The sequence below is a fragment of the Lutimaribacter marinistellae genome, from assembly GCF_042648365.1.
Taxonomy (GTDB): Bacteria; Pseudomonadota; Alphaproteobacteria; order Rhodobacterales; family Rhodobacteraceae; genus Lutimaribacter_A; species Lutimaribacter_A marinistellae.
This window is the reverse complement of sequence record NZ_JBHRXI010000001.1, coordinates 18,888-44,279: the sequence shown is the minus strand read 5'-3', so window position 1 is coordinate 44,279 and position 25,392 is coordinate 18,888. Positions and strand designations below refer to the sequence as shown.

Annotated in this window: 20 protein-coding genes; 11 read left to right on the top strand and 9 right to left on the bottom strand. The window is 65.5% G+C overall.

All coding sequences use genetic code 11. The annotated features are described in order from the left end of the window. Positions 1-4: 4 nt before the first annotated feature. Complete coding sequence (locus ACFORG_RS00205; RefSeq protein ID WP_386733356.1) at positions 5-1,039, bottom strand: NAD(P)/FAD-dependent oxidoreductase; 1,035 nt, start codon at positions 1,037-1,039, stop codon at positions 5-7. Positions 1,040-1,091: 52 nt separating this feature from the next. Here ACFORG_RS00205 and mnmD point away from each other — a divergent pair, with 52 nt between their 5' ends. Next, positions 1,092-1,757, top strand: coding sequence for a tRNA (5-methylaminomethyl-2-thiouridine)(34)-methyltransferase MnmD (mnmD, locus tag ACFORG_RS00200; RefSeq protein WP_386733355.1), 666 nt, complete (start codon positions 1,092-1,094; stop codon positions 1,755-1,757). Then, on the top strand, positions 1,754-2,623 hold the full coding sequence (locus ACFORG_RS00195) for a DMT family transporter (protein ID WP_386733354.1): 870 nt from the start codon (positions 1,754-1,756) through the stop codon (positions 2,621-2,623). The genes mnmD and ACFORG_RS00195 overlap by 4 nt, the downstream gene beginning before the upstream one ends. Here the strand turns inward: ACFORG_RS00195 and ACFORG_RS00190 are convergent. Further along, a complete protein-coding gene (locus tag ACFORG_RS00190; RefSeq protein WP_386733353.1) occupies positions 2,597-4,564 on the bottom strand; it encodes a lytic transglycosylase domain-containing protein in 1,968 nt (655 codons plus the stop codon). The two genes, ACFORG_RS00195 and ACFORG_RS00190, sit on opposite strands and share 27 nt — an antisense overlap. A gap of 141 nt (positions 4,565-4,705) precedes the next feature. Between ACFORG_RS00190 and dapA the strand changes: the two genes are divergently transcribed. Next, positions 4,706-5,581, top strand: coding sequence for a 4-hydroxy-tetrahydrodipicolinate synthase (gene dapA / locus ACFORG_RS00185; RefSeq protein WP_386733352.1), 876 nt, complete (start codon positions 4,706-4,708; stop codon positions 5,579-5,581). 80 nt (positions 5,582-5,661) lie between these two features. Here dapA and ACFORG_RS00180 read toward each other — a convergent pair whose 3' ends face one another. The 5 genes from ACFORG_RS00180 to ACFORG_RS00160 form a co-directional block, all read right to left on the bottom strand. Then, complete coding sequence (locus ACFORG_RS00180; RefSeq protein WP_386733351.1) at positions 5,662-6,546, bottom strand: dimethyl sulfoxide reductase anchor subunit family protein; 885 nt, start codon at positions 6,544-6,546, stop codon at positions 5,662-5,664. Then, positions 6,546-7,316 carry a 4Fe-4S dicluster domain-containing protein gene (locus ACFORG_RS00175; RefSeq protein ID WP_386733350.1) on the bottom strand — a complete coding sequence of 257 codons (771 nt, stop codon included), beginning with the start codon at positions 7,314-7,316 and terminating at the stop codon, positions 6,546-6,548. The genes ACFORG_RS00180 and ACFORG_RS00175 overlap by 1 nt, the downstream gene beginning before the upstream one ends. Before the next feature lie 115 nt (positions 7,317-7,431). Beyond that, positions 7,432-10,257, bottom strand: coding sequence for a molybdopterin oxidoreductase family protein (locus ACFORG_RS00170; RefSeq protein ID WP_386733349.1), 2,826 nt, complete (start codon positions 10,255-10,257; stop codon positions 7,432-7,434). A gap of 121 nt (positions 10,258-10,378) precedes the next feature. Beyond that, positions 10,379-11,134: a TSUP family transporter gene (locus ACFORG_RS00165; protein ID WP_386733348.1), complete on the bottom strand. Its 756-nt coding sequence runs from the start codon at positions 11,132-11,134 to the stop codon at positions 10,379-10,381. Continuing rightward, positions 11,131-12,264, bottom strand: a complete 1,134-nt coding sequence (locus ACFORG_RS00160) for a citrate/2-methylcitrate synthase (RefSeq protein WP_386733347.1) — start codon at positions 12,262-12,264, stop codon at positions 11,131-11,133. The genes ACFORG_RS00165 and ACFORG_RS00160 overlap by 4 nt, the downstream gene beginning before the upstream one ends. A 34-nt stretch (positions 12,265-12,298) precedes the next feature. Here ACFORG_RS00160 and ACFORG_RS00155 point away from each other — a divergent pair, with 34 nt between their 5' ends. Then, entirely contained in the window at positions 12,299-13,159 is an 861-nt protein-coding gene (locus tag ACFORG_RS00155) for a phosphate acyltransferase (RefSeq protein WP_386733346.1), read from the top strand. Between the two features lie 170 nt (positions 13,160-13,329). On the opposite strand, the gene xsc is transcribed toward ACFORG_RS00155, so the two are convergent. Both xsc and pdxR read right to left on the bottom strand, forming a co-directional pair. Beyond that, complete coding sequence (gene xsc / locus ACFORG_RS00150; RefSeq protein WP_386733345.1) at positions 13,330-15,108, bottom strand: sulfoacetaldehyde acetyltransferase; 1,779 nt, start codon at positions 15,106-15,108, stop codon at positions 13,330-13,332. A gap of 109 nt (positions 15,109-15,217) precedes the next feature. Further along, positions 15,218-16,693, bottom strand: coding sequence for a MocR-like pyridoxine biosynthesis transcription factor PdxR (pdxR, locus tag ACFORG_RS00145; RefSeq protein WP_386733344.1), 1,476 nt, complete (start codon positions 16,691-16,693; stop codon positions 15,218-15,220). A gap of 112 nt (positions 16,694-16,805) precedes the next feature. Between pdxR and ACFORG_RS00140 the strand changes: the two genes are divergently transcribed. The 7 genes from ACFORG_RS00140 to ACFORG_RS00110 all read left to right on the top strand — a co-directional run bounded on the left by ACFORG_RS00140 (position 16,806) and on the right by ACFORG_RS00110 (position 25,378). Next, a complete protein-coding gene (locus ACFORG_RS00140) occupies positions 16,806-17,114 on the top strand; it encodes an ArsR/SmtB family transcription factor (RefSeq protein WP_386733343.1) in 309 nt (102 codons plus the stop codon). Further along, complete coding sequence (locus ACFORG_RS00135; RefSeq protein WP_386733342.1) at positions 17,107-18,138, top strand: permease; 1,032 nt, start codon at positions 17,107-17,109, stop codon at positions 18,136-18,138. The genes ACFORG_RS00140 and ACFORG_RS00135 overlap by 8 nt, the downstream gene beginning before the upstream one ends. A gap of 332 nt (positions 18,139-18,470) precedes the next feature. Beyond that, complete coding sequence (locus ACFORG_RS00130; RefSeq protein ID WP_386733341.1) at positions 18,471-20,570, top strand: hydantoinase/oxoprolinase family protein; 2,100 nt, start codon at positions 18,471-18,473, stop codon at positions 20,568-20,570. After that, positions 20,567-22,216, top strand: a complete 1,650-nt coding sequence (locus ACFORG_RS00125) for a hydantoinase B/oxoprolinase family protein (RefSeq protein WP_386733340.1) — start codon at positions 20,567-20,569, stop codon at positions 22,214-22,216. The genes ACFORG_RS00130 and ACFORG_RS00125 overlap by 4 nt, the downstream gene beginning before the upstream one ends. After that, positions 22,213-23,295, top strand: a complete 1,083-nt coding sequence (locus tag ACFORG_RS00120) for a pyridoxal phosphate-dependent aminotransferase (protein WP_386733339.1) — start codon at positions 22,213-22,215, stop codon at positions 23,293-23,295. Before ACFORG_RS00125 ends, ACFORG_RS00120 begins: the two co-directional genes overlap by 4 nt. Continuing rightward, positions 23,292-24,035 (top strand): maleate cis-trans isomerase family protein, encoded by a 744-nt coding sequence (locus tag ACFORG_RS00115; protein WP_386733338.1) that lies wholly within the window; start codon positions 23,292-23,294, stop codon positions 24,033-24,035. The genes ACFORG_RS00120 and ACFORG_RS00115 overlap by 4 nt, the downstream gene beginning before the upstream one ends. Next, the gene (locus ACFORG_RS00110; protein ID WP_386733337.1) at positions 24,032-25,378 is read left to right on the top strand and encodes an MmgE/PrpD family protein; all 1,347 of its coding nucleotides are present in this window, start codon (positions 24,032-24,034) and stop codon (positions 25,376-25,378) included. The genes ACFORG_RS00115 and ACFORG_RS00110 overlap by 4 nt, the downstream gene beginning before the upstream one ends. Positions 25,379-25,392 lie beyond the last annotated feature (14 nt).

Genomic DNA, 25,392 nt, shown 5'->3' with positions numbered 1-25,392 from the left:
CCGGTCAGAACGATACTTCGGGCCGGAAGCCTTCGGGGATCGCATCACGCCCCTCGAGGACCAGATCGGCCATGACCTCCGCCACTTTCGGCGCCATGCCAAAGCCGATCTTGAAACCGCCATTGGCAATGTACTGCCCGTCATGCAAAGGGTGCGCGCCCATCATCGGTGCGCGCGACCGCGCCCGCGGCCGCGCACCGGCCCAGCGTTCGATCACCTCGGCCCCGTGCAGCACCGGCATCGCGGCCACCGCCCGGTCGATCACCGCGTCCAGCTGCGCATCGGTCGCGCATGGGTCGTCGTAATCGCGTTCCGAGGTCGAGCCGATGGCAACCGTGCCGTCCGCATGGGGCACGATATGCACCGCATCGGCAAAGACCTGCGGCGCCTCTCCGGCATCGAACCGCAGCAGCGCGGCCTGTCCCTTCACGCCGGTTCCGACGACACGGGCGCGACCTGCGTTCAGCTCCTCCAGCCCGGCAAGCCCGGTTGCATGAACCACGCGACCCTGATCCGAGCCCTCGGCCAGGATTTCGGCCCCGATCGCCTCCAGCGCCGCGACCAGCGCGGCACATGCCCGGCGCGGATGCATCCGCGCGGTCAACGTGTCATGGATGACATGGCCGGTCGCGCTGACGGGGCAGAACCGCCCGGCGTCGGCCACGGGGATGACCTGCCACCGGGCCGCATCGCCCCACAGCTCCCGCGCCGTGCCTTCGCGCTGCCGCGCCAGCGCCAGCCCGGCCGCGTCCGCGATGGGTTGGATGCGGCCGGATCGCGCATAGCCGGGCGATACGCCGCCCGCCGCCTCGACCGTCTGCCAGAACCTTTCGGCCATCAGAAGGCTGTCGAGTTGAAAGGCCTTCTTCTCGTTCCAGTTCTCCGGCACATGTGGGGCCAGCGCCCCCACCAGCCCGCCCGAGGACCCCGCGCCGGGCCCCTTCGGCTCGATCACTCGAATCTTTGCGCCGCGCCGCGCGCATTCCCAGGCGATCGACAGGCCGAAGATGCCCGCGCCCCGCACCGTCACATCCACCATTGCCAAACCTCTTGCCCTTCGCCAGTGTCGCGCCGACATAACGGAATACCCGATGACAGACCAGCGCGCCACGCTCAGCTGGACCGAGGACCAGGTTCCCGTGTCCGACCGGTTCGACGATCCCTATTTCTCGCTCCAGAACGGGCTGGAGGAGACCCGGCATGTCTTTCTGGCCGGAAACGACCTGCCCGCGCGGTTCTGCCCCGGGTTCCACATCGCCGAACTGGGGTTTGGCACCGGGCTGAATCTGCTTACCGCCTGGGCCGCGTGGGAGGACAGCGGCCAGACCGGCCCGCTCCGCTTCACCAGTTTCGAGGCCTACCCGATGACGCCCGCCGACATGGCCCGCGCGCTTGCCGCCTTCCCCGAGCTGGGCGACCGGGCCGACCGGTTCCTCGGCGCATGGGACGGGACGCGCGCGCAGTTGGACACGCTCGACGCGCAGATGATCCGCGGCGACGCCCGCGAGCGCTTGCGCGGCTGGCAGGGCAGGGCGGATGCGTGGTTTCTCGACGGGTTCTCGCCCGCCAAGAACCCCGAACTGTGGGGGGCGGAACTGATGGAACAGGTCGCGCGCCACACCGTGCCGGGCGGCACTGCCGCGACCTACACGGCCGCCGGGTTCGTCCGTCGCGGGCTCGAGGCGGCGGGCTTCACCGTCTCGCGTACCCCCGGCTATGGCCGCAAGCGTCACATGACGCGGGCGGTCAAACCATGAGCCAGCAGAACAACATCCCCGCGGGGATCGGACTGATGATCGCGGCCACTATCGTCTTTGCCCTGCAGGACGGCATCTCGCGCCACCTCGCGGGGACATACAACACCTACATGGTGGTTATGATCCGCTACTGGTTCTTCTCGGCCTTCGTGATCGCGCTGGCGGCCCGTGCGCCGGGTGGTATTCGCGCCGCCGCCCGCACGCAGCAACCCGGTTTGCAGATCTTTCGCGGCGTGCTTCTCGTGGCCGAAATCTGCGTCGCGGTCTACGGCTTCACCGTGCTTGGCCTGATCGAAAGCCTTGCGGTGTTCATCTGCTACCCGCTCCTCGTCGCCGCGCTCAGCGGTCCGGTTCTGGGCGAAAGCGTCGGCTGGCGGCGCTGGGCCGCGATCGGCGTGGGCTGCATCGGCGTGCTGATCATCCTGCAACCGGGCATGGGCGTCTTTGACCCGCTCGCCGTGATCCCGCTCATATCGGCGTTCATGTTCGCCCTCTATGCGCTGCTCACCCGCTATGCCGCGCGGCAGGACACGACCGCCACCTCTTTTTTCTGGACCGGGGTGGCGGGCGCGGTCAGCATGACCGCCGTCGGCCTGTGGTTCTGGGAGCCGATGGCCCGCGCCGACTGGGCCTGGATGGCCGCGCTCTGCGTCACCGGGGCCAGTGGCCACTGGCTGCTCATCAAGTGCTACGAGATGGCCGAGGCCAGCGCCGTGCAGCCCTTTGCCTATTTCCACCTGATGTGGACGGCGATCCTCGGCATCTCGGTTTTCGGCGAGACCCTGCGCCCCGAGGTCGTCGCCGGCGCCACGCTGATCGTGGCGGCCGGTCTGTTCACCCTATGGCGCGAACGCCAGCAGGGTTGACCCCAGCAGCTCCTGCGAGAACGGCACCGGCAGCGGCTCCTTGCCCAGCCGCGCGCGATAGACCGGAAGGCTCTCGGTCACCCGCATGACATAGTTGCGGGTCTCCGAGAACGGGATCAGCTCGATCCAGTCGATGATGTCGATCTCGCCGCTGCGTGGATCGCCGAACCGGTTCATCCACGACAGCGGGCGCCGCGGACCGGCATTGTAGCCCGCCGACATCATGACCACGTTCCCGTTCAGGTCACCGGCCAGCTGTGCAAGGTAATTGGCGCCCAGCTTGGCGTTGTACTCCCAGTCCGCGGTCAGCCGGTCGGTCGCATGGCCGCCCAGAATGCCCAGCTCCTGCGCCACCAGACGCGCGGTTGCGGGCATGACCTGCATCAACCCACGCGCACCCGCGCCACTGATCACGACCGGGTCGAACTCGCTCTCGCGGCGGGCGATGGCCAGCGTCATTTCCTTTGCCATCGGCAACGGCATTTCGGCCACCGGGTGCACCGGGTAATAGGCCGCCGGAATGACCAGCCCGCTGCGCGCGGCCCGCTTGGCCACCATCACGCCCAGATGCGCATCGCCCAATTCCAGAACGGCGTCGCCCAATTGCAGTGCCTGCTCGCGGTCAAGGCTTTCGACCAGATGCGTCAGGAACCGCTCCGCCAGGTGATCCTCGCCCAGCTCCAGCAGCATCTGCCCGGCCTGGAACACGCTCGACCCTGTAAAGGCCGCCTCGCGCCACGGTGCATTCTGGGGCGGGTCGGCCAGCTCGGCGTCAAAGGGTCGACCGATCCGCTCTGCCGCCAGCAGCCCATAGAACGATGTCTGGTTCTCCGCCCCCAAGGCATAGGCGGCATGGGCCTTGTCTGCATCGCCCGCCGCAGCATAGGCGCGGCCCATCCAGTATCCCGCACGACCCATCGAGATCGGACTTTCCACCGACGCGGCGAACCTCTCGAAATGCCGGGCGGCCACTTCCGGCCGGTCCAGCATCCGCAGGGCGATGAAGCCCGAAAGCCATTCGAGGTCGGAATAGTCATAGCCGTTTTCGGGCGTCGTGAAATGGCTCGACGCGGTTTCATAGGCCCGTTGCGGATCACCATTGCGCAGGGTCAGCCGCGCCAGCCTGCGGCGCGCATCCGCCCATGCGGCGGGCTCGCCCAGGCTTTCCGCGCTGACAGACCGCTCCAGCATCAGGTCGACCGCGCTGTCGTCGAACTCCTTTCGGTCTCGCCAAACGAACCGGGCAAACGCCAGACCGGGAGAGTTGACCAGCTCTTCGGGCACCGCTTCGATCCGCGCATCGACACCCGGCACCATCTCGTGCAGGGCCAGCCGCGCCTGGGCCAGTTTCTGCCGGCCTTCATCCACCAGCGGCAGCATCCGCCGGGCGCTGACGACATGGCCGTCCCACAGCATCCGGTCCAGCCGCGCCACGTGATGCGGCTTCAGCAATTCGCCGAAATTCTCGAGATAGCTGGCCTGCAGCCCGTCGCCCATCGCCAGCGTGCGCCACGCCTTGACGATCTCGGCCTCGGCATCGCCGCGCAACCCCTGCGCCAGCAGCGCCGTGGCATAGTTCAGCGCGCCCTCCGCCGTCTCGGGCGGGTGACCATCATAGAATTCGAGGACGCGTTCGGGCGCGGCATTGGTAAAGGACGGCTCGCTCTTCAGCCGCAGCCAGTCCAGCCCCGGCCAATCGGGCCGCCGTTCGAGAAAGACCAGAACATCGCCATCGGTGCCAAACCCCTGGCGCAGCCAGTGCCAGACGATCACGTCCCGCGTCACCGATCCGCGCGCGCCCGACTGCGACAGGGCCGCGTTCCAGTCGCCGGCCCGCATCTCGGCAAGCCCGCGTCGAAGGTCATCGACCGACTCGGCCCGCGCCGAGACGGCAACGATCGACAGGAACAATGCGGCCATAGCCGCCAAAAAGCGCGTCATCACTTGCATTTTCCAACAAACCAAGGCTAGTGCCCCTGACATAATTTCTGCGCCGACCGGATCAACCTTCTTGTCCGTCGCGCAGGTGTCCGTCCTCGGCGGCATTATACCCGCCATACCGAAAATCTGGGAGCGTTTTCCATGTTCAAAGGCTCTATGCCGGCCCTCGTCACACCTTTCCGTAATGGTGAGCTGGACCTGGACACGCTCAAACAACTGATCGAATGGCAAATCGCCGAAGGCTCTACCGGGATTGTCCCCGTGGGCACCACCGGCGAAAGCCCCACGCTCACCCACGAGGAACATGAAATCGTCGTGGCCGAGACGGTCAAGATCGTTGCCGGCCGTGTTCCGGTTATCGCGGGTGCAGGCTCCAACGCGACCTTCGAGGCGATTCGCTTCGTCCAATTCGCAGAACGCGTCGGCGCCGACGCGGTGCTGGTCGTGACGCCCTATTACAACAAACCGACCCAGCGCGGGATGGTCGCGCATTTCACCGCGCTGCACGATTGCGCCGAGATCCCGATCATCATCTACAACATCCCCGGCCGCTCGGTCGTGGACATGACCCCCGCGACAATGGGCGAGCTTGCAAAGCTGCCGCGCATCGTCGGCGTCAAGGATGCGACCGGCCGCCTCGAACGCGTCAGCCAGCAGCGCGCCAGCTGCGGGTCCGACTTCATCCAGTTGTCGGGCGAGGACGCGACCGCGCTCGGCTTCAACGCGCATGGCGGGGTCGGCTGCATTTCGGTCACCGCGAATGTCGCGCCCCGGCTCTGCGCCGAGTTCCAGCAGGCGACGCTGTCCGGCGACTACGCCGCCGCGCTGGAATACCAGGACCGGCTGATGCCCCTGCACGAGGCGATCTTCATCGAGCCCGGCCTCGTCGGCGCCAAGTATGCGCTCTCGCGTCTGGGCCTGTGCAGCGACGAGGTCCGCCTGCCGCTCAGCGGTCTCGAAGATTCGACCAAGCATGCCATCGACGGCGCGATGCGCCATGCCGGATTGATTAACTAAAGCTTACGTTCGGGGGGGTACCACCGGGTACAAAACGGTCAAAACCCCCTCGGACGCATGTACAAAACGGTCAAAACGCCCTAGCGCTTGCCGTAATACAGCCCCACGACATGCTCGGCCTCGGCAAAGAACAGCCAGCGCGACGCCGCGACCCCGCCGATATGCGACAGCACCGCCAGCCCGGCAAAGGCATGTTTCGCGGCCACGCTTTCCAGCGGTAGTATCATCAAAACCACCGGCAGAATGTATCCGAGCATCAAGGCTACCACCCTGATTTTGAACGAATGTTTTCGACCGACGACATGTACGAACTCGCGCAGCAGGTAGTTGCTGCCGGTATGTGGCGGCTCAAAGGATTTCACCTGTCCGCCGGTCAGCCCCGTCGCACTGGCGAGGTCCGTGCCCGATGCGGCAAACGCGCCGTCACCACGAACCCACCACGCCACCTGCACTGCACCGGCAAGCGCCAACAACCACGGCGCAAGGCTTTCGCGACCCGCAAGCAGGGCGCCGCCAGAAACGGAAATCGTAAGAAATAACAATGGTGTAAGGCCTGTCTTCCAACGTGGCACCGTGCGCATCTGGGCGTATATCATCGAGGTCGTGAACACCGTGACCAGCGACAAGGCCGCGCCCAAAACGCCCACCAGCCACCATTGCGCATCAAGGAAAACCGCGCCGATTGCGTAGACACCCATCACCACTAGGGCCGCCACCGAGGCGCAGGCCTCCCGGCTTAGCCAACTGCTCCGCCATTGGCTGAAGGCTTTCCAGGCCCGCTCGGGATGACCGAGGTGAAAGGTCGATGCCAGCAACCCGCCCACTGCCAGTGCATAGGCGATGAGGAAAAAAGTAAAGGCAACCCAACCGGTTACGTCAGGCGCGCCAAGCCCGAGAAAGGCGAGAAGCCCGAAGCCGAGCCCCGATAGCGTCGTGAAGATGATGACGGAAGGTGCCGGATGCATCAGCGCGATCCCCCGGGCAGAGCATCGAGCGCACGATCCAGCCAGCCGATGAAGCCGCCCGTGTCCTCGGCCACCGGCGCCAGCAGGGGCGCGAGGATATCGATCTGTTCCTCGATTGTGTCGCGCGGCCGGGGCGGCAGGTACTTGTTCACCGGTTTCGTTCCCTGCTCGGGCATCAGGTCCATGCCGCCGCGCGCGTCCACGAGGCGGGACACATCGCTGTCGGGATCGCCGAGGTCGCCGAAATGTCGCGCCCCCGCGGGACAGGTTCGTACGCAGCTTGGGACACGATCCGGCTCGGGCAAATTATCGTTGTAAATCCGATCGATACAGAGTGTGCACTTCTTCATCACGCCTTCGGCCATGTCCATTTCGCGTGCACCGTAAGGGCAGGCCCAGGCGCACAGCCCGCAGCCGATGCAGTCACTTTCATTGACCAGAACGATACCGTCTTCGACCCTTTTGTAGCTGGCGCCGGTCGGGCAGACGGTCACGCATGGCGCGTCCTCGCAATGCAGGCAGGACTTGGGAAAATGAACCAGTTGCGCCATCGCGCCTTCGGCGAGCGGCGTGACCTCGAAACTGTGAACGCGGTTGAGGAACGTACCCGAAGGATCGGCGCCATAGGCATCCTGATCGCTGAGCGGCGCGCCGTAATTCTCGGTGTTCCAGCCCTTGCAGGAGATCACGCAGGCATGGCAGCCGACACAGGTGTCGAGGTCGATCACGAGGCCCAGCTTGCGCTGGGTCTGTTGCGGCAAATCCGTCATCAACGGGCCTCCGTCGTCTTGATTGGCGAAGGGGAGGGGGCGCCGCCCCCTCTTGGTCCGTGCCGGACCAATTCACCCCCGGGATATTTCAGGCAAGAGGAAGGCACGGACCGGTTCATTTGCCCACCTTCCACGCGAGGTTTTCAGGACCTTTGCCGACCGGCGAGGTTTGTGCTCCCATTCTCGGGCGGCTTTCATCAAGCCCTTGCGGCGGCGCAACCTTTTCGATCCTGACCTTGAGGTCGAACCAAGCGGCCTGTCCCGTCACGGGATCTGAGTTGGCCCATCGCTGACCGTCGCCCTTGGGAGGCAGCAATTCGTGGATCAGATGGTTGAGCAGGAAGCCCCGCCGTGCCTCGGGCGCGTCGGGGTCAAGCGCCCATGCGCCCTGACGCTTGCCGATGGCGTTCCAGGTCCAGACCGTGTTGTCGTTGAGCGCGGCCATTTCCATCACAGGTACCGTGATCTCGCCATGGGGCGACGTGACCCGCGCCCAGTCGCCGTCAATCAACCCATGCGCGCGCATCAGTTTGGTGGGGACGTAAAGCGGATTTTGCCCGTGGATCTGCCGCAGCCACGCATTCTGGCTGCCCCACGAATGATACATCGCCATGGGCCGCTGGGTCAGCGCGGTGATCGGGAAAGACTCACTGCCGTGCTGGTCCGTTTCGTACCAGATCGGCAGAGGGTCGAGCTGCGTCGAGATACGGTCTCGCAGGTGGTCGGGCGGCTGCCGCTCGCCATGACCTTCTGCGGCCAGTTGGAAGCGCCTCAGCGGCTCGACATAGAGGCTGAAGAGGTAGGGTTGCGGGCTGTCATAGATGCCCATGCCAACCGCCCAGTCCTGGTATGCGGTGTTCCAGGGTTTGAAATACAGCGCCTCGTCCGGGACATGCGCGGCAAAGAAGCCGCCGTTCTCGATATAGCGGTCGAGCTGGTCTCCGTTGGGCGCGCCACGGCCGGTTTCGGTGCCGGTCGCGCCGCGGAAACCCGCCAGCGGGCCGATGCCGGGCCGGCGTTCGTGATGGACCATGTAGTCGGCATAATCGCGATATTTCGGAGTACCATCCTCGGCAGTGAAGCCGGGCAATTGCAGCTTGTTCGCCAGCTGTACCAGCACGGTCTGGAAGCCGCGGACATCCCGGTCGGGCTCGACCACCGGCCAGCGGATCGCGTCGGCGGCGGCGTCGGCCTCGCAGATCGGGCGGTCGAGCAGGCTGATGCAGTCGTGCCGCTCGAGATAAGTGGTGTCGGGCAGAATCAGGTCGGCATAGGCGACCATTTCCGAGCTGTAGGCATCCGAATAGATGATCCGGGGAATGACGTAGTCGCCGTTCTCATCCGTGTCGGTGAGCATTTTCATCACGCCGCCGGTATTCATCGACGAGTTCCACGACATGTTGGCCATGTACATGAAGAGCGTGTCGATCCGGTACGGGTCCCCGGCATGGGCGTTGGAGATCACCATGTGCATGAGACCGTGCGCACTCATGGGGTTTTCCCAGGTAAAGGCCTTGTCGATCCGTGCGGGGCTGCCATCGTCTGTCAATGCCAGGTCCTCGGGGCCGCGGACGAAGCCCAGATGCGGGCCGTTCAGCGGTTTGCCGGGTGCGACGCCGCGATGCGGGGTTGGGTGCGCCTCGACCGGTTTGGGGTAGGGCGGCTTGAACCGGAAGCCGCCGGGCACCTCGACCGTTCCAAGAATGATCTGGAGAAGGTGGAGGGCGCGGCAGGTCTGGAAGCCGTTGGCGTGGGCGGAGATGCCGCGCATTGCGTGGAAGGACACGGGGCGGCCGCGCATGGTGGCGTGTTTCTCGCCACGGAAATCGGTCCATTCCTGTTCGATTTCAAAGGCTTCGTCGAAGGCAACGCGCGCGATCTCGGCGGCGATGGCGCGGATGCGGCGGGCGGGTATGCCGCAGCGATCGGCCACTGCCTCGGGGGCGTACTCCTCCGACAGGTAGCGATTGACCGTTTTGTACATCACCGTGTGGCAGGTTTGACCGTTTTGTACATAAGTTTCGGTTAACGACGGCCGCACGCCGGGGGTGTCGAAGGGCACGACTTCGCCGCTGACCCGGTCCTTGACCAGCAGCTTTCCCGCCTCGTCCCGCAGCAGCAGCCCGTGATCCGGGCCGCCCGGGTTCTCGATCACGAAACAGGGCGCGTTAGTGTAGCGCGCGAGGTAGTCGAGGTCGATCTTGCCGGCCTTGAGCAGCACATGCACCATCGCGAGGATGAACAGCCCGTCGGTGCCCGGCGTGATGCCCACCCAGTCATCGGCCACGGCGTTGTAGCCCGTGCGGATCGGGTTGACGCCGATCACCCGTGCGCCGCGTGCCTTGATCTTGCCGATGCCCATCTTGATCGGGTTGGAATCGTGATCCTCGGCCACGCCGAACAGCATGAAGAGCTTTGTGTGATCCCAGTCGGGCTGTCCGAATTCCCAGAACGCGCCGCCCATCGTGTAGATGCCTGCAGCAGCCATGTTGACCGAACAGAAACCGCCATGCGCGGCATAGTTGGGCGTGCCGAAATTCTGCGCCCAGAAGCTGGTAAACGATTGCGACTGGTCGCGGCCCGTGAAGAAGGCGAGCTTTTCCGGGGCGGTATCGCGGAGCGGCCCCAGCCAGCCGGCGGCGATGTCGAGCGCCTCGTTCCAGGTGATTTCTTCGAATTCGCCCGAGCCGCGCGGGCCCACGCGCTTCATCGGTGCGCGCAGGCGGGCCGGGGAATTGTGCTGCATGATGCCGGCGCTGCCCTTGGCGCAAAGCACGCCCCGGTTCACCGGATGGTCGCGGTTGCCCTCGATATAGGCGACCTTGCCATCCTTCATGTGCACGTTGATCCCGCAGCGGCAGGCGCACATGTAGCATGTCGTCTTGCGGATCTCGTCCGAGACTGGCGGTGACAGGTCGAGCTTCGGTTGGCGATGGGTCATCGCGTGCCTCCCTTTGCGGGCAGGCTTGGCCAATTTTGGCGCAGGAGCAACCCGTTAAACGAATGTGATGCCGCAGCCGAGCGCGGGATCGACGAGCCAGCACGGTACATCGCGCCCGTCCTCATGCCGTCAGCGCGAGGCGCAGGAGGCCCGAAATCGCCAGCACGATCAGCAGGACCAGGCAGGCGGGGCGATACCAGCGCTCCCATCGCGGGGTGAAGAGCGCCTTGCCCGCGAAGACACCCGCAAGCGTGGGCAGGATCAGCGCCAGGCCGCGTGTGGCGGCTTCGGGTGTCATCGTGCCGATCACCAGGTGAATGCCCAGCCCGATGATGCCGGAGCCCAGCAGATATATGTTGAGCGTTCCGCGCATGCGCCGCGCGGGCAGATCGCGGGCCAGCGTGTAGAGTGCGATCAACATACCGCCGACACCGGCCAATCCGGTGACGATGCCGGCCGAAAAGCCGCTGGCGACAGTGCCGGGGCGCGTCGCCAGAACCGGCAGACGCAAGCGCGAGAGCTGCATCAGGGCCAGCCCGATGACGAGCAGCAATGCAACGGTCTTGGACAGGGTGGCGTCGAGCGTCAACGACAGGCCAAGGCCGATGGGCAGGCCCATCGTCGCGCCAAGCACCAGCATGAGAGCGGCAGGCCGGTCCGCATCGGCCCAGCCGCCCCGCATCAGGATCAGCGAAGCGGACATTTCGAGGAACCAGAAGACGGGGATCAGCTCGATTGGCGCAACGAATGTCGCCAGCATCGCCATCGCGATTGCGGACAGGCCAAACCCTGCAAAGCCGCGCACGGCACCCGCGAGAAAGCAGGCCGCTGCCGCGAAGAGCGCCAGACCCGGCGAAAGGTCGAGAAGCGCGCTCACCTGTCGCCGATGGAAACATAAGCGCGCGGTTCCGGTCCGTTATAGAGGGTCAGCGGGCGGATCAGGATATTGCCGCGCTGTTGTTCAAGGCACTGGATGATCCAGCCGGGCATCCGGCCGATGGCAAAGATTGGCACGTAGAGATCCATCGGGATTCCGTGCAGTTGGTAGATCACGCCCGAGTAGAAATCGACATTCACGTTCAGCCCGTGGCGCGCATAGGGTTTCATCGCTTCGACCACTGCTTGCAGGATCTCGTACCATTCCGGAGCGCCCATCTCTTCGCCCAGTTGGCGGACCCCCTCGCGCATGTGGCGGGCGCGGGGATCTTCCTTGCGGTAGACGCGGTGGCCGAAACCGGTGACCGCCTCGCGCGCGGCGCGCTTGGCCTTGACGTATTCGGCGGCCTTCTCGGGTTTGCCGATCTCGTGCACCATCTTCATCACGTCTTCGGCGGCGCCGCCATGGGCCGGACCGGCAAGGGTGGAAAGCGCGGTGACGATGGCGCCGTGCAGGTTGGTTTCGGTGCCGATTGTAACGCGGGCGGCAAAGCTGGACGCGTTGGAGCCGTGTTCGGCATGCAGGATGAAATCCACATCCGCGAGGCGGGCGGCCTCGTCGCTGGGTTTTTCGCCCTTGAGCATCCAGAGCCAGTTGGCCGCGTGGGTCAGGTCCATGTCGGGGGCGGTCGGGGTGCGGCCGTTCCGGATCGCCTCGTGCGCGGCGATGATCATCGGCACCTGGCTGATGAGGCGGGTGCCGTTTTCGACAAAGGCGTCCTCGCCTACCTGCTGGCTGTCGGGCTCCATCGTGGCAAGGGCCGAGACAGCGGTGCGCAGTACGTCCATAGGGTGGCCGTCCTTGCAGGCCGCGATGATGTCGTGGATCGCGGGGGGCAGGTGGCGGGCCTGCCTGAGCTTGCCGTCGAATTCGGCCAGCTGCGCACTGTCGGGCAGTTCGCCGTGGATCAGGAGATAGCAGACCTCCTCGAAGGTGGATTGCGTGGCGAGATCGTGGATCGAGTAGCCGCGATAGGTCAGCTCGCCCTTGGCGCCGTCGATATCGCTGACAGCGGAGCGTTCGAAATAGACGCCCTTGAGGCCCCTGTTGATCTTTACGTCTTGGGTCATCATTGTCTCTTTCGGATCGGGTTAGGGACGTTGCATGTCGGCATTGGAGAAGGCGCTGGAGCTTGCGCGGGAGCGCAGGGCGCGGGTGGTGTTCCCCGAGATGGAGGATGCGCGCATCGCCGAGGCCGCCGAGCGGCTGGCGCACGAAGGGCTTTGTGAGCCGGTCGCACCGGACGAGGTGACCGAGGCACAGGTTGCGGCGCTGGTCGCGGCGCGCGGGTTGAAGGAGCCGCTTGCGCGCCGGATGCTGGCGCGGCCGTTGTTCCGCGCTGCCGCGATGGTGGCCGCAGGCGAGGCCGAGGCGATGGTCGCGGGCGCGGTGGCGCCGACGAAAAAGGTGATCGAGGCCGCAAGCATCGGTATCGGGCTGGCCGATGGGGTGGCGCTGCCGTCGTCCTTTTTCCTGATGCGGTTCCCCGACGGGCGGGAGCTCGTCTTTGCCGATTGCGGGCTGAACGTGGCGCCCGACGCCGAGGGGCTGGCCGGGATCGCGCGGGCCTCGGCCGCCACGGCGGAGAGGCTGCTGGGCGCGGCGCGGGTGGCGTTGCTGTCGTTTTCCACCGGCAGTTCGGGTGCCGGTGACAGCGTCGAGCGGGTGCGGGCGGCGGCGGAGGCCACCGGGTTCACCGGGCCTGTGCAGGGCGATGCCGCGCTGAACCCCGCGGTCGCCGCGGCCAAGGGGATGGGGGCGGGCGACGCGAATGTCCTGATCTTTCCCGATCTCGACTCGGGCAACATCGCGTACAAGCTGGCGCAGGAGCTGGCAGGCGCGCAGGCGCTTGGCCCGATCCTGCAAGGGTTCCGGCGGCCGGTCTGCGACCTGAGCCGTGGCGCGACGGTCGATGACATCGTAAATGCCACGGCGGTGACGCTCGCGCTGGGCAGCGACTCGTAATCGGCATTGCCGGGCAGGGCGCGCCCGGACCGGCGCGCGCTGTCGATGGCGTCGCCGGTGATCGGGGTGACATGCCGACGCCCGTTGCGCCCCGCGCCGCCGTGCAGCGGCAGAGCGGGGTACGCCGGGATGTCAAAGGCGCATGCCAGCCCGATTCCCTGCGTCACCGGTCACACCGCCTGCGGGCGCATGTCCGCAGGGTCGATCCCGGCCACCTGAACCGGCTTTTTCATCGCGTCGCGGCGGAACGGCTCGCCCAGCTCCTGGTTGATCATCGCTTCGATCAGGGTGGTCACGCCGTTCTCCATCTGCTCGCGAATCGCGGTGTCGAGTGCGTCGGTCAGTTCCTCCATCGTGTGCGCGACGACGCCCTTGAGGCCGCAAGCCTTGGCGATGCCTGCATATGACACCTCGGTGTCGAGCTCGGTCCCGACGAAATTGTCGTCATACCACAGCGTCGAGTTCCGCTTTTCCGCACCCCATTGATAGTTGCGGAAGACGACCTGCGTGATCGCGGGCCAAGGGCCGCGGCCGATGGCCGTCAATTCGTTGACGGAGATGCCGAATGCCCCGTCACCCGCAAAGCCCACGACGGGTGTGTCGGGGCGGCCGATCTTGGCGCCGATGATGGCGGGCAGGCCGTAGCCGCATGGACCGAACAGGCCCGGGGCAAGGTATTTGCGGCCTGACTCGAACGAGGGGTAGGCGTTGCCAATGGCGCAGTTGTTGCCGATGTCGGAGGAAATGATCGCCTCTTCCGGCAGTGCCGCCTGTATCGCGCGCCACGCCATGCGGGGGCTCATCCAGTCGGGCTTGGCCTCGCGCGCGCGCTCGTTCCAGGTCGTGCCGGGATCGTCCTCTTCGTGGTCCATCGAAGAAAGCTGCTGCGCCCAGCGAGACTTGGTCTCGGCGATCCGGGCGCGTCTTGCATCGCGGCCTTCGTCGCCGGCCGTGTCGGAGAGCTGGGCAAGGATTCCCTTGGCCACCTTGGCCGCGTCGCCGACGATTCCGACGCTGACCTTCTTGGTCAGGCCGATCCGGTCGGGGTTGATGTCGACCTGAATGACCTTGGCCTCTTTCGGCCAATAGTCGAGCCCGTATCCCGGCAGGGTCGAGAACGGGTTGAGGCGGGTGCCGAGCGCCAGCACGACATCGGCCTCGCTTATCAACTCCATCGCGGCCTTGGATCCGTTATAGCCCAGCGGTCCGGCGAAGAGCGGATGCGAACCGGGGAAGGCGTCGTTGTGCTGGTAGCCGACGCAGACCGGGGCATCGAGCCGTTCGGCCAGCGCCTTTGACGCGTCGATCCCGCCATTGGCGAGCACGACCCCAGCGCCGTTGAGAATGACCGGGTTCCGGGCCTCGGACAGCAGGCGCGCGGCGTCGGTAACCGCCTGTTCGCCGCCTGCGGGGCGCTCGAACTCGACCACCGAGGGCAGGTCGATATCGATCACCTGCGTCCAGAAATCGCGCGGCATGTTGATCTGTGCGGGGGCGCTGGCGCGCCGGGCGTTTAGGATCACCCGGTTCAGCACCTCGGCCACGCGCGAGGGGTCGCGCACCTCTTCCTGGTAGGCGACCATGTCCTCGAACAGTTTCATCTGCTCGACCTCCTGGAAGCCGCCTTGGCCGATGGATTTGTTGGCGGCCTGCGGTGTCACCAGCAGAAGCGGGGTGTGGTTCCAGTAGGCGGTTTTCACGGCGGTGACGAAATTGGTGATGCCGGGGCCGTTCTGGGCGATCATCATGCTCATCTTGCCCGACGCGCGGGTGAACCCGTCGGCCATCATGCCGCCGGAGCCTTCGTGCGCGCAGTCCCAAAAGGTGATCCCGGCCTGTGGAAACAGGTCCGAGATCGGCATCATGGCCGAGCCGATGATGCCGAATACATGTTCGATACCATGCATTTGCAGGGTTTTTACAAATGCCTCTTCGGTCGTCATCTTCATGCGGGTCACTCCATCCGGGAAACAGGGGCGCGCCGGGATGTGCCGGCTTTCTCAGTGGTGATGTAGCGGCATCGCCCCCCGCGCGGTTAGGTCCAGATCTCTCGTCCGCTTACGTCCAGACGGATTGTTCGCGGCTTATGGCGCGCGCGATCCGTTCGATCCCTTGCGGGATGCGGTCGGCATGGATGGACGAATAGCCCAGGCGATAGAAGTTCCGCGGCCGGTCAGGGCCTGAGAAGAACGCCTCGCCCGGTTCGATATGAACGCTGTCGGCACGCAACCCGTGCGCGAGGCGGCCGCAGTCGATGCCCTCGGGCGCGCGCATCCACAGTGACGACCCGCCGAAGACGCCACCCCCCGCGATGGTCAGCCCGTGCCCGGCGATGGCCGCCTCCATCGCGTGGCGGCGTTTCATCAGGGTGGCCGACATGCGGCGGATCTGCGCGTCGTAATGGCCGAGCGACAGGAAGTAGGCCGCGGTGCGCTGGATGTGGCCGGGGGGATGCCGCAGCACCAGCGAGCGCAGGGCGCGGGCCTCGCGGATGAACGGTTCGGACCCGACCATGTACCCCAGGCGCAGACCCGGGAAGAGCGATTTCGAGAAGCTGCCCACGTAGATCACGCGACCATCGCCATCAAGCGATTTCAATGCAGGGGAGGGAGCACGGAGAAAGGACATCTCGAACTCGTAATCGTCCTCGACGATCATTGCGTCGATCTCGCGGGCGCGGTCGAGCAGGGCCATGCGTCGCCAGCCCGGCATCGTGGCGGTGGTGGGCGACTGGTGGCTGGGCGTGGTAAAGATCACGTCGGTATCGTCGGGGATCGTCTCGGGCGGCAACCCGTCCTGGTCGACGCGCAGGGCGGCAACATTTCCGTTGGATTGCAGCAGCAATTCGCGCAGCGCGTAATAGCATGGATCCTCGATCGCGGCCTTGCGGCGTCGATTGAGCAGGACGCGCGCGGCGAGCCATAGCGCGTTCTGGGCGCCGAGCGTGATCAGGATCTCTTCGGGGCGGGCGGTGATGCCGCGGCGGGGCAGGGTATTGCGAGCGATGAACTCGACCAGCAGCGGATCGTCCTGATCGACGTAATCGGCGGTGAGCGACGCGAAATCCTTTTGCCCCAGGGCGCGGACGGCACACAGGCGCCAGTTGGCATGGTCGAACAGGTCGGGATCGGCCTGGCCGTAGATGAACGGGTAGCGGTAGCTGCGCCAGTCGGCGGGCTTGTGCAGCACGTCCCCCCCGGTGAACCGTCGGGCAATAGCGCGCGACCAGTCGATGGTTTCCCCGCGCGCGGGGGTCGGGGTGTAGCTGGGTGGGACGGGGGCGTTTTCGGACACGAAATAGCCCGACCGCCCGCGCGAGGTGAGGTAATCATTGGCCAGAAGCTCGGTATAGGCGAGCGTCACGGTGATGCGGCTGACCCCCAGATGGGCGGCAAGCTTGCGCGAGGAGGGCAGCTTCTCTCCCGTGTGGAAGCGGCCCGACAGGATCCCCTCGGCGATCATTTGCTGGATCTGCGCCTGCAAGGTGCCCTGTGCGTCGGGCTTGAGAAAGAACGTATCGACCGCGATTGCCATCCGCGCAGGTTACGCTGGTCCTATGGCGCTGGCAATCTGGACTTACGATTCAGGGGTTGCGAGGCACAATGATTCGATATAACTAGTTTTGTAGTTTTAATAGGAGTGCAAGATGCTCGAACGGGAATCGGCCGGTTTTGCGGCCATGGGATCCGAAGCGCGCCTGCAGGTGCTGAAGGCGCTGGTACGTGCGGGCGAGCCCGGCCTGACGGTGGGCGAGATACAGGAGCGCACCGGCATCGCGCCATCGACGCTGGCGCATCACCTCAAGTCGCTGGCCGGCGGCGGGCTGGTGACGCAGGAAAAGGTCGGGCGCAGCACGATCAACCGGGCCTGTTTCGAGCAGTTGAGGGAATTGGCGCAGTTCATCCTGAGCGAATGCTGCGCGGAGACGACACGAAAGGCAGCGAACGATGGCTGATCTGACACAAAACCCCGGATCGGCCTGGCGTGGCGCGACCGAATACCTGAAAACGCCCTGGGCGCTGATCGTGGTAATCCTTGCGGCGGTGGCGCTGCTGGACCCTGCGAACCTTGGCGCCACGATCACCTTTGCTGCCAAGGCGCTGGCCCATACGGGGCAATACATCCTGTTCGCCGTTCTGCTTCTTGCCTATCTCAAGGCAACCGGGGCCGAGGTGATGGTTGCGCGCGCTTTCGAGGGGCGCGAGACACGCATGATCCTGCTTGCGGCGCTTTTCGGCGGGCTGGCCCCGTTCTGTTCCTGCGAGGTGATCCCCTTTATCGCCGGTCTACTGGCGCTGGGCGCGCCGCTGTCGGCGGTCATGGCCTTCTGGCTGAGCTCTCCGCTGATCGACCCGCCGACGCTGTTGATCACGGCGGGCGCGCTGGGCTGGCCCTTTGCCATCGGCAAGGCCGTGGCCGCTGTGGCGCTGGGCCTGTTCGGCGGCTTCATGGTCAAGGCGCTGATGTCGCAGGGCGCGTTCGCCAATCCGCTCAAGAATTACAAACCCGCCGGATGCTGCGGCTGTGGGCCCAAGCTGGACGGCAAGCCGCATTGGAAGTTCTGGAACGAGCCTGCTCGGCGTCAGACGTTCCGGTCGGAGTTCCTGTCGAACGGCCTGTTCCTGCTGAAATGGCTGGCGCTGGCCTACGTGCTGGAGGCCCTGCTGGTCACCTATGTGCCGGCGGACCTGATCGCGACGGTTGTCGGCGGCGAGGGTGTTCTGCCCATCGCGACGGCGGCACTGGTCGGGATGCCGGCCTATCTGAACTCCTATGTCGCGCCGCCGCTTCTGGCCGGGCTGATGGAGCAGGGCATGAGCGCGGGCGCGGCGATGGCCTTCATGATCGCGGGTGCGGTCAGTTCGATCCCGGCGATGGCGGCGGTCTGGTCGCTGGTCAAACCGCGTGTCTTTGCCACCTATCTGGGGCTGGGCGTTGCGGGTGCGATCCTGTCGGGCATCCTGTTCCAGATGATCTGACGCGACCCATGGTGCACGGGCTGACCCTGCGCCTGTTCCCAGCAAGGTTTCAACGCCGATGGCCCGCCGCTTTGCCGGCGGGTCAGTTTTTTCCGGTTGCGGTGGTTCGGTCGGGGTTTCAGGCCCGGCGCGTACCGCAACCAAGGCTTGACCGGGCGATGGATCCGCGTGCAAAGCTTTGTTCATGGTAGTTGCGCGCGACATATCTCTATACGGCTCTGACATGAGCGCAACGATGCGTCGGACGACGGGGTGCGACCTGGTGGCCTGACCCCGGGTGCTTTGTCCCTGTATCGCGCCTTACGTTTCCTTCTTACATTTCGGTTACAGCCATGACCCATGCAGACGGGTTGCGTCTTTCGTCGGATATCGGCGGGACATTCACTGACACGGTTCTCATGTCGCGGGACCTGCGGGTGCTGGCCACGGCCAAGACGCCGACCACGACCGGGTCCCCCGCCCTTGGGGCAATCGAAGGGGCGCGGCGGGTGCTGGATGCGGCCGGTGCCCGCTGGGATCAGGTGACCGGCAAGATTCACGGTACGACGCTTGCGACCAATGCCCTGATCGAGCGGCGTGGAGCCAGGGTCGCGACGATCACGACGGAAGGGTTCCGGGATATCCTCGAGATCGCCTATGAACGGCGCTACGCGCAATACGCCATCAACCTCGTCAAGCCGGACCTGATCGTGCCGCGCGACCTTGCGTTCACCATCGGCGGCCGGATCGACGCATTCGGGCAGGAGCGCAAACCGCTGGACGAGGGTGCCATCGCGGCGCTTGCGGCGAGACTCGAAGCAGCACAGGTGGAGGCGGTGGCGATCTGCCTGCTTCATTCCTATGCGAACCCCGCGCAGGAGCGGCGGCTGCGGCAACGGCTGGCGGACCTGTTGCCGGATCTCGTGATCTCGCTCAGTCACGAGGTCAGCCCCGAAGCCCGGGAATTCGACCGTCTGTGCACGACGATTGCAAACGCGTATATCCAGCCGCTGATGGCGCGCTACCTGGCGGATTTCGAGGCGCGGTTCGGGGCAGAGGGATTGCGGTGCCCGGTCCTGCTGATGACGGCGGGCGGGGGCATGACCACGCTGGAGACCGCTGCCCGCCTGCCCATCCGGCTGGTCGAATCCGGCCCCGCTGGCGGCGCGATCCTCGCGGCCCGGATGGCAATGGAAACCGGCGAGGACAGCGTGCTGTCCTTTGACATGGGTGGGACGACGGCCAAGCTGTGCATGATCGATGCCGGGCGGCCCCAGACGGCTCGCCGGTTCGAGATCGCGCGCGCGGAACGCTTCATCAAGGGTTCCGGCATGCCGGTCCGGATCCCGGTGATCGAGATGATCGAGATCGGCGCGGGCGGGGGGTCGATCGCTTGTGTCGACCGCCTCGGCCGGGTGCAGATCGGCCCACAAAGCGCCGGGTCCGAGCCGGGACCGGCGGCGTTCGGCAAGGGCGGTACGCGTGCGACGGTGACGGATGCCGACATTGCGCTGGGCCTTATCGAACCGGGTCGGTTCGCCGAAGGGCGCTTGCAGATAAGCCCGGAGGCTGCCGAAGCCGCCCTGAAAGCCGATCTCGGTGACAATCTTGGCCTGAATGCGCGCGACGCGGCCTTTGCCGTCAGCGACATCGTGGACGAGAACATGGCCAATGCCGGTCGGATGCACGCAGTGGAGTCCGGCAAGGACCTTTCGACCCGCGTGATGATCGCCTTTGGTGGCAACGGGCCGCTGCACGCTACGCGGGTCGGGCGCCGGGCGCGGATCCGCAGGATCCTCATCCCCCGTGATCCCGGCGTCGGGTCCGCGATCGGCTTTCTACATGCGCCGGTCTCGTTCGAGATCGTCCGGTCGCGATATGCTACGCTGGAAACGCTTTGCCTTGATGCGCTCAACGGTTTTTTCACCGAGATGGAGGCGGAGGCGGAACGCGTGGTCAGGGCCGGGGCGCCGGATGCGGAGCTGACGCAAAGGCGCGCAGCCTTCATGCGGTATCATGGTCAGGGCCACGAGATCGAGATTGAACTGCCACCACGGGCCATGGTGCCGGGTGACCTTGACGGGCTGAAGGAAGCCTTTGACACCGAGTATCGGCGCCAGTTCAGCCGCCCGGTTCCGGGCATGCAGATCGAGATCCTGAACTGGGGCATCACGCTTTCGACCCCGGTGATTGGACATGAGTGCGCACCGGAGGCCATTCCGACCCGCCGCGTCAGCGCGCGGGAAACCCGTGAAATAACCTGTGACCTGACCGGGGAGCGCCGCGCTGCCGGGCTTTTCGAGCGCGCCGCGCTGGTACCGGGCGACCGGGTTATTGGCCCGGCTCTCATCGTAGAGCCACAGACGACGACATTGGTAAGCGCCGATTTCCGGGCCGATATCGACGCGAAGGGGAACATATGGCTGACCCGGCAGGAGAAGGAGCCGTCATGAAACGCTCGGACACGCGCATGCAAGTGATGTGGAACCGTCTGCTTGCCCTTGTCGAGGAGCAGGCGCAGGTGCTGGTGCGCGCGGCTTTCAGCCCGATCGTGCGGGAATGCGGTGACATTTCTGCGGGGGTCTTCGACGTTTCGGGGCGGATGCTTGCACAGGCGGTGACCGGAACCCCCGGCCACATCAACACGATGGCCGCCGCGGTTGCGGAACTGAGGGCGCGTTTCCCGGTAGGCTCGATGCGTCCCGGCGACATCTACATGACCAACGATCCCTGGATCGCGTCCGGGCACCTGAACGATTTCCTGCTGATGATGCCGGTTTTCCTGGATGGCACGGTGGTCGGATTCACCTCCTGCACCTCGCACCTCGTGGATCTTGGCGGACGGGGCATGGGGCCCGAGGGGTCCGACATCCATGACGAGGGCCTGCTGATCCCGCCCTGCAAGCTGGTCGAGGGCGGCGAGGTCAATGCGCTGCTGCTTGAGATCGTGAAGGCGAATTCGCGTGAGCCGGTCGCCAACGAGGGAGACATATATGCCCTGATCGCCTGTTGCGAGGCGGGGGCGGCCCGGCTGTTGCAGATGATGGAGGAATTCGCCATCGACGATCTGCAAGCGCTGTCGGATTACATCGTCGACACCTCGCGCAGGGGAACGATCGATGCGATCGCGGCCCTGCCCAAGGGCACATGGCGCCATGCGCTGACCGTGGATGGGTATGACGCGCCCATCGTGTTGAGGGCTGCGCTGACCATCGCTCACGATCATATCCTGCTGGATTTCTCGGGCACAGACGGGCGCATCGGCAAGGGGATCAACGTGCCGTTGAACTATGCCGCCGCCTACTCGGTCTTTGCGCTGCGCTGCATCATCGGTCCGGACATCCCGAACAACGCGGGCTCGCTTGCGCCGTTTCGGGTGACGGGGCCGGAGGGCTGCATCCTCAACGCCCAGCCCCCCGCGCCGGTGGCGATGCGCCATACGCTGGGGCAGATGACGCCGGACCTGGTTTACGGGTGCCTGTCGCAAGCGCTGCCCGACGCGGTGCCGGCCGAGGGGGCTTCGTGCATGTATGACCTGCCCCTTCGTCACGTCGCGGATGCGGCAGAGCGCGGGGAGGAGCGGTTCGCGCTGGAGCTTGTCTTCAACGGTGGAACGGGTGCGCGGCCCGGGCTGGATGGTCTTTCCGCCACCGCCTTTCCCAGCGGAGTCTGGGGCAGCCAGGTGGAAACCACCGAGGCGACGGCCCCCGTTCTGTTCGAGCGCCGGGAACTCCGCCCTGACTCGGGCGGAGCGGGGCGGTTTCGCGGTGGGCTGGGTCAGCGGATCGAGATCGGTTCGGCCACGGGGCAGGATTTCCTGGTGTTCCTGTCGGTCGAGCGGATCGATACCCCTGCGCAAGGCCGCCATGGCGGGTTGAGCGGTGCGCCGGGCCGCATCCGTATCGGCGAAGACCGGCGGCCCATCGCAGGAAAGGGGGAACTGCGGGTCCGGGGCGGCGAAACGCTGATCTTCGAGACACCGGGCGGCGGCGGGTTCGGCCCGCCCGCAGAGAGGGCCGAAGAGGAGCTTGCGCGCGATCTGAAGACGGGTCTGGTGAGCGATCATGCCGCCGACGCCATGTACGGGAGGAAACCATGATACGTCCCGCACCGCACATCGCGGGCATGGCCGCCTATGCGCTGGCAGACATGCAGCCGCCTGATGGGAAACCTCTTGTCTCGCTGGCCCAGAACGAGAGCCTGCGGCCACCTAGCCCCGCGGCCCGGGTCGCCGCGATGCGTGCACTGGATCACGGGGAACACTATCCCGATCCCGACTGGACGGCGCTGCGCCATGCCATTGCCGAATGTCACGATATCGAGCCCGAGGGCATCCTGTGCGGTAGCGGGTCGCTTGATCTGATCGGCGCAATTGCGCGGGTTTATGCGGGGTCCGGGCGCGCCGCGCTTGCCCCCGCCCATGCCTATCCGTTCTTTCGAACCGCAACCGAGATGGCCGGGGCGCGGTTCGACACGGCGCCGGAAAGGGATCTGACGGTAGACACGGAGGCGCTGCTTGCAGCGGTGCGCCCGGATACGTCGGTCGTGTTCGTCGCCAATCCCGGCAACCCGACGGGAACACGCATCGGCAAGGATGCGCTGCGAGAACTTCGCGCGGGGCTGCGCGACGATATCCTGCTGGTGATCGACGAGGCCTATGGAGAGTTCGCGGATCATCTGGACGCGCGCTGTTTCGACATGGTGTCAAGCGGCGCGACGGTTGTGCTGAGGACCATGTCAAAGGCCTATGGGATGGCCGGGCACCGGGTCGGCTGGGGGTTGTTCCCGGTGCCCGTGGCGCAAGAGATCCGCAAGGTCGTCAACCCGAACAATATCTCTGCCGCGTCACAGGCCGCCGCCGTGGCGGCCATTCGCGACCATGACTACATGCAGGAGACCTGCGCGCTCACGGCGGCGGGGCGCAAGGCTGCGTGGGAACGCCTGCGCGATGCGGGTTTCGAGGTGGTTGAAGGCCACACCAATTTCCTTTTGCTCGACTGCGGCGATGGCGAAAGCGCCCGCGCGATGGATCACGCCCTGAGGGCGCAAGGCATATTCCTCAGGCAGCAGGCGGGCGCGGGTCTGCCGCAGATGCTTCGCCTGACGATCGGACCGGAAGGGGCGATGGAGAAGGCGCTCACCCTGATCGAGAGACTTGCGCAAGGAAACCGCCGATGATCGAGACCCGAGGGCGCGCCCGTCTGGGCATTCTTGTACCTTTCACGAATACCAACCTGGAGCCGGATATGGGTTTGCTGCGCCCTGACGGCGTGTCGTTGCATTTTGCGCGGATCGGTGGCTACGATGCAGACGAAATCCCGGATGAAGAACAGATGCAGGGCCTTGGCACCGCAGAGCTTGACGAACCGCTCCGCCTGCTTGCGGGTGCAAAGCCGGACGTGGTGCTTTATGGCTGTACCTCGGCAACCCTGACGCATGGGCCCGCCTTTGACCGCGATCTGGCGGCCCGTATCGCGGCGCTGAGCGGTGCGCATACGGTGACTGCCGCCGGGGCGCTGGTTACGGCCCTGCGCGCGCTTGGTGCCACGAAGATCGGATTTGCCTCGCCTTACGTGCCTGCGATCAACGACATGGCGATTTCGTTCCTGTCGGACATGGGCGTTACTACCGTGGCTCGCGCCGAGGTCGAAGAGACGCTCGACAATGATGGCCAAGGTCAACTTGCCCCGCAGGATGTCCACGGCCTCGGCTGCAAGGCGGATCATCCCGAGGCCGAAGCCATCGTTCTGTCCTGCACGGACATGCGCAGTGTCGAGGTCATCGCCCGGCTCGAAGAGACGCTGGGCAAGCCGGTTGTTACCTCGAACCAGGCGATGATGTTCGAAGCGCTCAATCGTCTGGGCGGAATTCCTGCGCGGGCAGGGTTCGGGAAACTGTTTCAAGAGGTGCAGCCGTGACGTTCGACAAGCTTGCCACATTCGTTCTGGACGACCCGCACGTGCCCGAGAGCGCAGTGGAAATGGCGGCAACGCTGCTGATCGATACCCTCGCCGTTGCTGCGGGTGCCGCGGATATGGAGGCGGGGCGGATCGCACGCGACCATGCGGCCCGGTTCATGGGGGCCATGGACGAGCAGGATCAGGCGACATTGCTGTTCGATGGCCGCAAATCCTCGATCATCGGTGCCGGTTTCGCGGCTGCTACGCAGATCGACAACCTTGATGCGCATGACGGCTACAACCCGACCAAGGGTCATATCGGCTGCGCGGTGGTTCCCGCCCTGTGCGCCTTTGCCGAGACAATGCCGGACCTTAGTGGGCGCGAGGCGCTGTTGGCATTGGCTATGTCCTATGAAGTGGCCGCGCGGGCAGCCATCACGCTGCATGCGACGGTGTCGGACTATCACACCTCGGGCGCATGGAACGGTCTTGGCGTTGCGGCGCTTGGCTGTCGGTTGCGCAAGACGGATGCGACCGTGCTGCGACATGCGCTGGGCATTGCCGAGTATCACGGACCGCGCAGCCAGATGATGCGCGAGATCGCGAACCCCTCGATGCTGCATGACGGTTCGGGGATGGGGACGCTTGTCGGCATCATGGCCGTTTTACAGGCCGAAGACGGATTTGCGGGCGCGCCTGCGATCACTGCCGAGGCAGAGGATGCGGCCCCCTACTGGGCCGATCTGGGTGAGAACTGGACGATCGAGCAGAACTATATCAAACCCTATCCGATCTGCCGCTGGGCCCATGCCGCGATTGACGCGCTGGGCCTTTTGCTGACGGAGCATCGCGTCGGGGTGGACGATATCGAGCGGGTCGAGGTTCATACCTTTGCCGAGGCGGCGGCGCTGTTCCCCGGCATGCCTACGACAAGCTCGCAGGCGCAGTACTCGCTGGCCTTTGCGCTTGCCACGCGGCTTGTACATGGAGAGATTGGCCCGGCGCATGTGCAGAACGACGGGTTGCGCGACGGCAGGGTGGCGGATGCGCTCTCCCTCTTCTCGATCCACGAAGAGCCGCGACATTCAAGGCGGTTCCCGCAAGGGCGCTGGTCGGACGTCACGATACATCTGAAAGGCGGGCAGCAGCTGAGTTCCGGCGATGTGCATGCCAAGGGCGGGCCCGAGGCGCCCATGAGTGCGGAAGAGTTCGAAGCCAAGATGCAAACCATGACCCGGGACCTTGATCCGGATCGCCGGTCACGCTTGCTTGGCATGTGCGAAAGGCTTGTCGAGCCTGACGCCCTGTTCTCGGAATGCCTGAACCTGCTCTGGGACCCGGTGGCAGGCCGGGGTTCCTGACCGGTTTCGGCGGG

What these genes read in the sequence shown, in the direction of transcription:
- mnmD (WP_386733355.1), top strand. Translation starts at nt 1,092, where the DNA reads ATGACAGACCAGCGCGCCACGCTCAGCTGGACCGAGGACCAGGTTCCC.
- pdxR (WP_386733344.1), bottom strand. Translation starts at nt 16,693, where the DNA reads ATGGCAATCGCGGTCGATACGTTCTTTCTCAAGCCCGACGCACAGGGC.
- ACFORG_RS00120 (WP_386733339.1), top strand. Translation starts at nt 22,213, where the DNA reads ATGATACGTCCCGCACCGCACATCGCGGGCATGGCCGCCTATGCGCTG.
- xsc (WP_386733345.1), bottom strand. Translation starts at nt 15,108, where the DNA reads ATGAAGATGACGACCGAAGAGGCATTTGTAAAAACCCTGCAAATGCAT.
- ACFORG_RS00180 (WP_386733351.1), bottom strand. Translation starts at nt 6,546, where the DNA reads ATGCATCCGGCACCTTCCGTCATCATCTTCACGACGCTATCGGGGCTC.
- ACFORG_RS00190 (WP_386733353.1), bottom strand. Translation starts at nt 4,564, where the DNA reads ATGACGCGCTTTTTGGCGGCTATGGCCGCATTGTTCCTGTCGATCGTT.
- ACFORG_RS00160 (WP_386733347.1), bottom strand. Translation starts at nt 12,264, where the DNA reads ATGACCCAAGACGTAAAGATCAACAGGGGCCTCAAGGGCGTCTATTTC.
- ACFORG_RS00205 (WP_386733356.1), bottom strand. Translation starts at nt 1,039, where the DNA reads ATGGTGGATGTGACGGTGCGGGGCGCGGGCATCTTCGGCCTGTCGATC.
- ACFORG_RS00130 (WP_386733341.1), top strand. Translation starts at nt 18,471, where the DNA reads ATGACCCATGCAGACGGGTTGCGTCTTTCGTCGGATATCGGCGGGACA.
- ACFORG_RS00155 (WP_386733346.1), top strand. Translation starts at nt 12,299, where the DNA reads ATGTCGGCATTGGAGAAGGCGCTGGAGCTTGCGCGGGAGCGCAGGGCG.
- ACFORG_RS00170 (WP_386733349.1), bottom strand. Translation starts at nt 10,257, where the DNA reads ATGACCCATCGCCAACCGAAGCTCGACCTGTCACCGCCAGTCTCGGAC.
- ACFORG_RS00195 (WP_386733354.1), top strand. Translation starts at nt 1,754, where the DNA reads ATGAGCCAGCAGAACAACATCCCCGCGGGGATCGGACTGATGATCGCG.
- ACFORG_RS00140 (WP_386733343.1), top strand. Translation starts at nt 16,806, where the DNA reads ATGCTCGAACGGGAATCGGCCGGTTTTGCGGCCATGGGATCCGAAGCG.
- ACFORG_RS00175 (WP_386733350.1), bottom strand. Translation starts at nt 7,316, where the DNA reads ATGACGGATTTGCCGCAACAGACCCAGCGCAAGCTGGGCCTCGTGATC.
- dapA (WP_386733352.1), top strand. Translation starts at nt 4,706, where the DNA reads ATGTTCAAAGGCTCTATGCCGGCCCTCGTCACACCTTTCCGTAATGGT.
- ACFORG_RS00115 (WP_386733338.1), top strand. Translation starts at nt 23,292, where the DNA reads ATGATCGAGACCCGAGGGCGCGCCCGTCTGGGCATTCTTGTACCTTTC.
- ACFORG_RS00125 (WP_386733340.1), top strand. Translation starts at nt 20,567, where the DNA reads ATGAAACGCTCGGACACGCGCATGCAAGTGATGTGGAACCGTCTGCTT.
- ACFORG_RS00135 (WP_386733342.1), top strand. Translation starts at nt 17,107, where the DNA reads ATGGCTGATCTGACACAAAACCCCGGATCGGCCTGGCGTGGCGCGACC.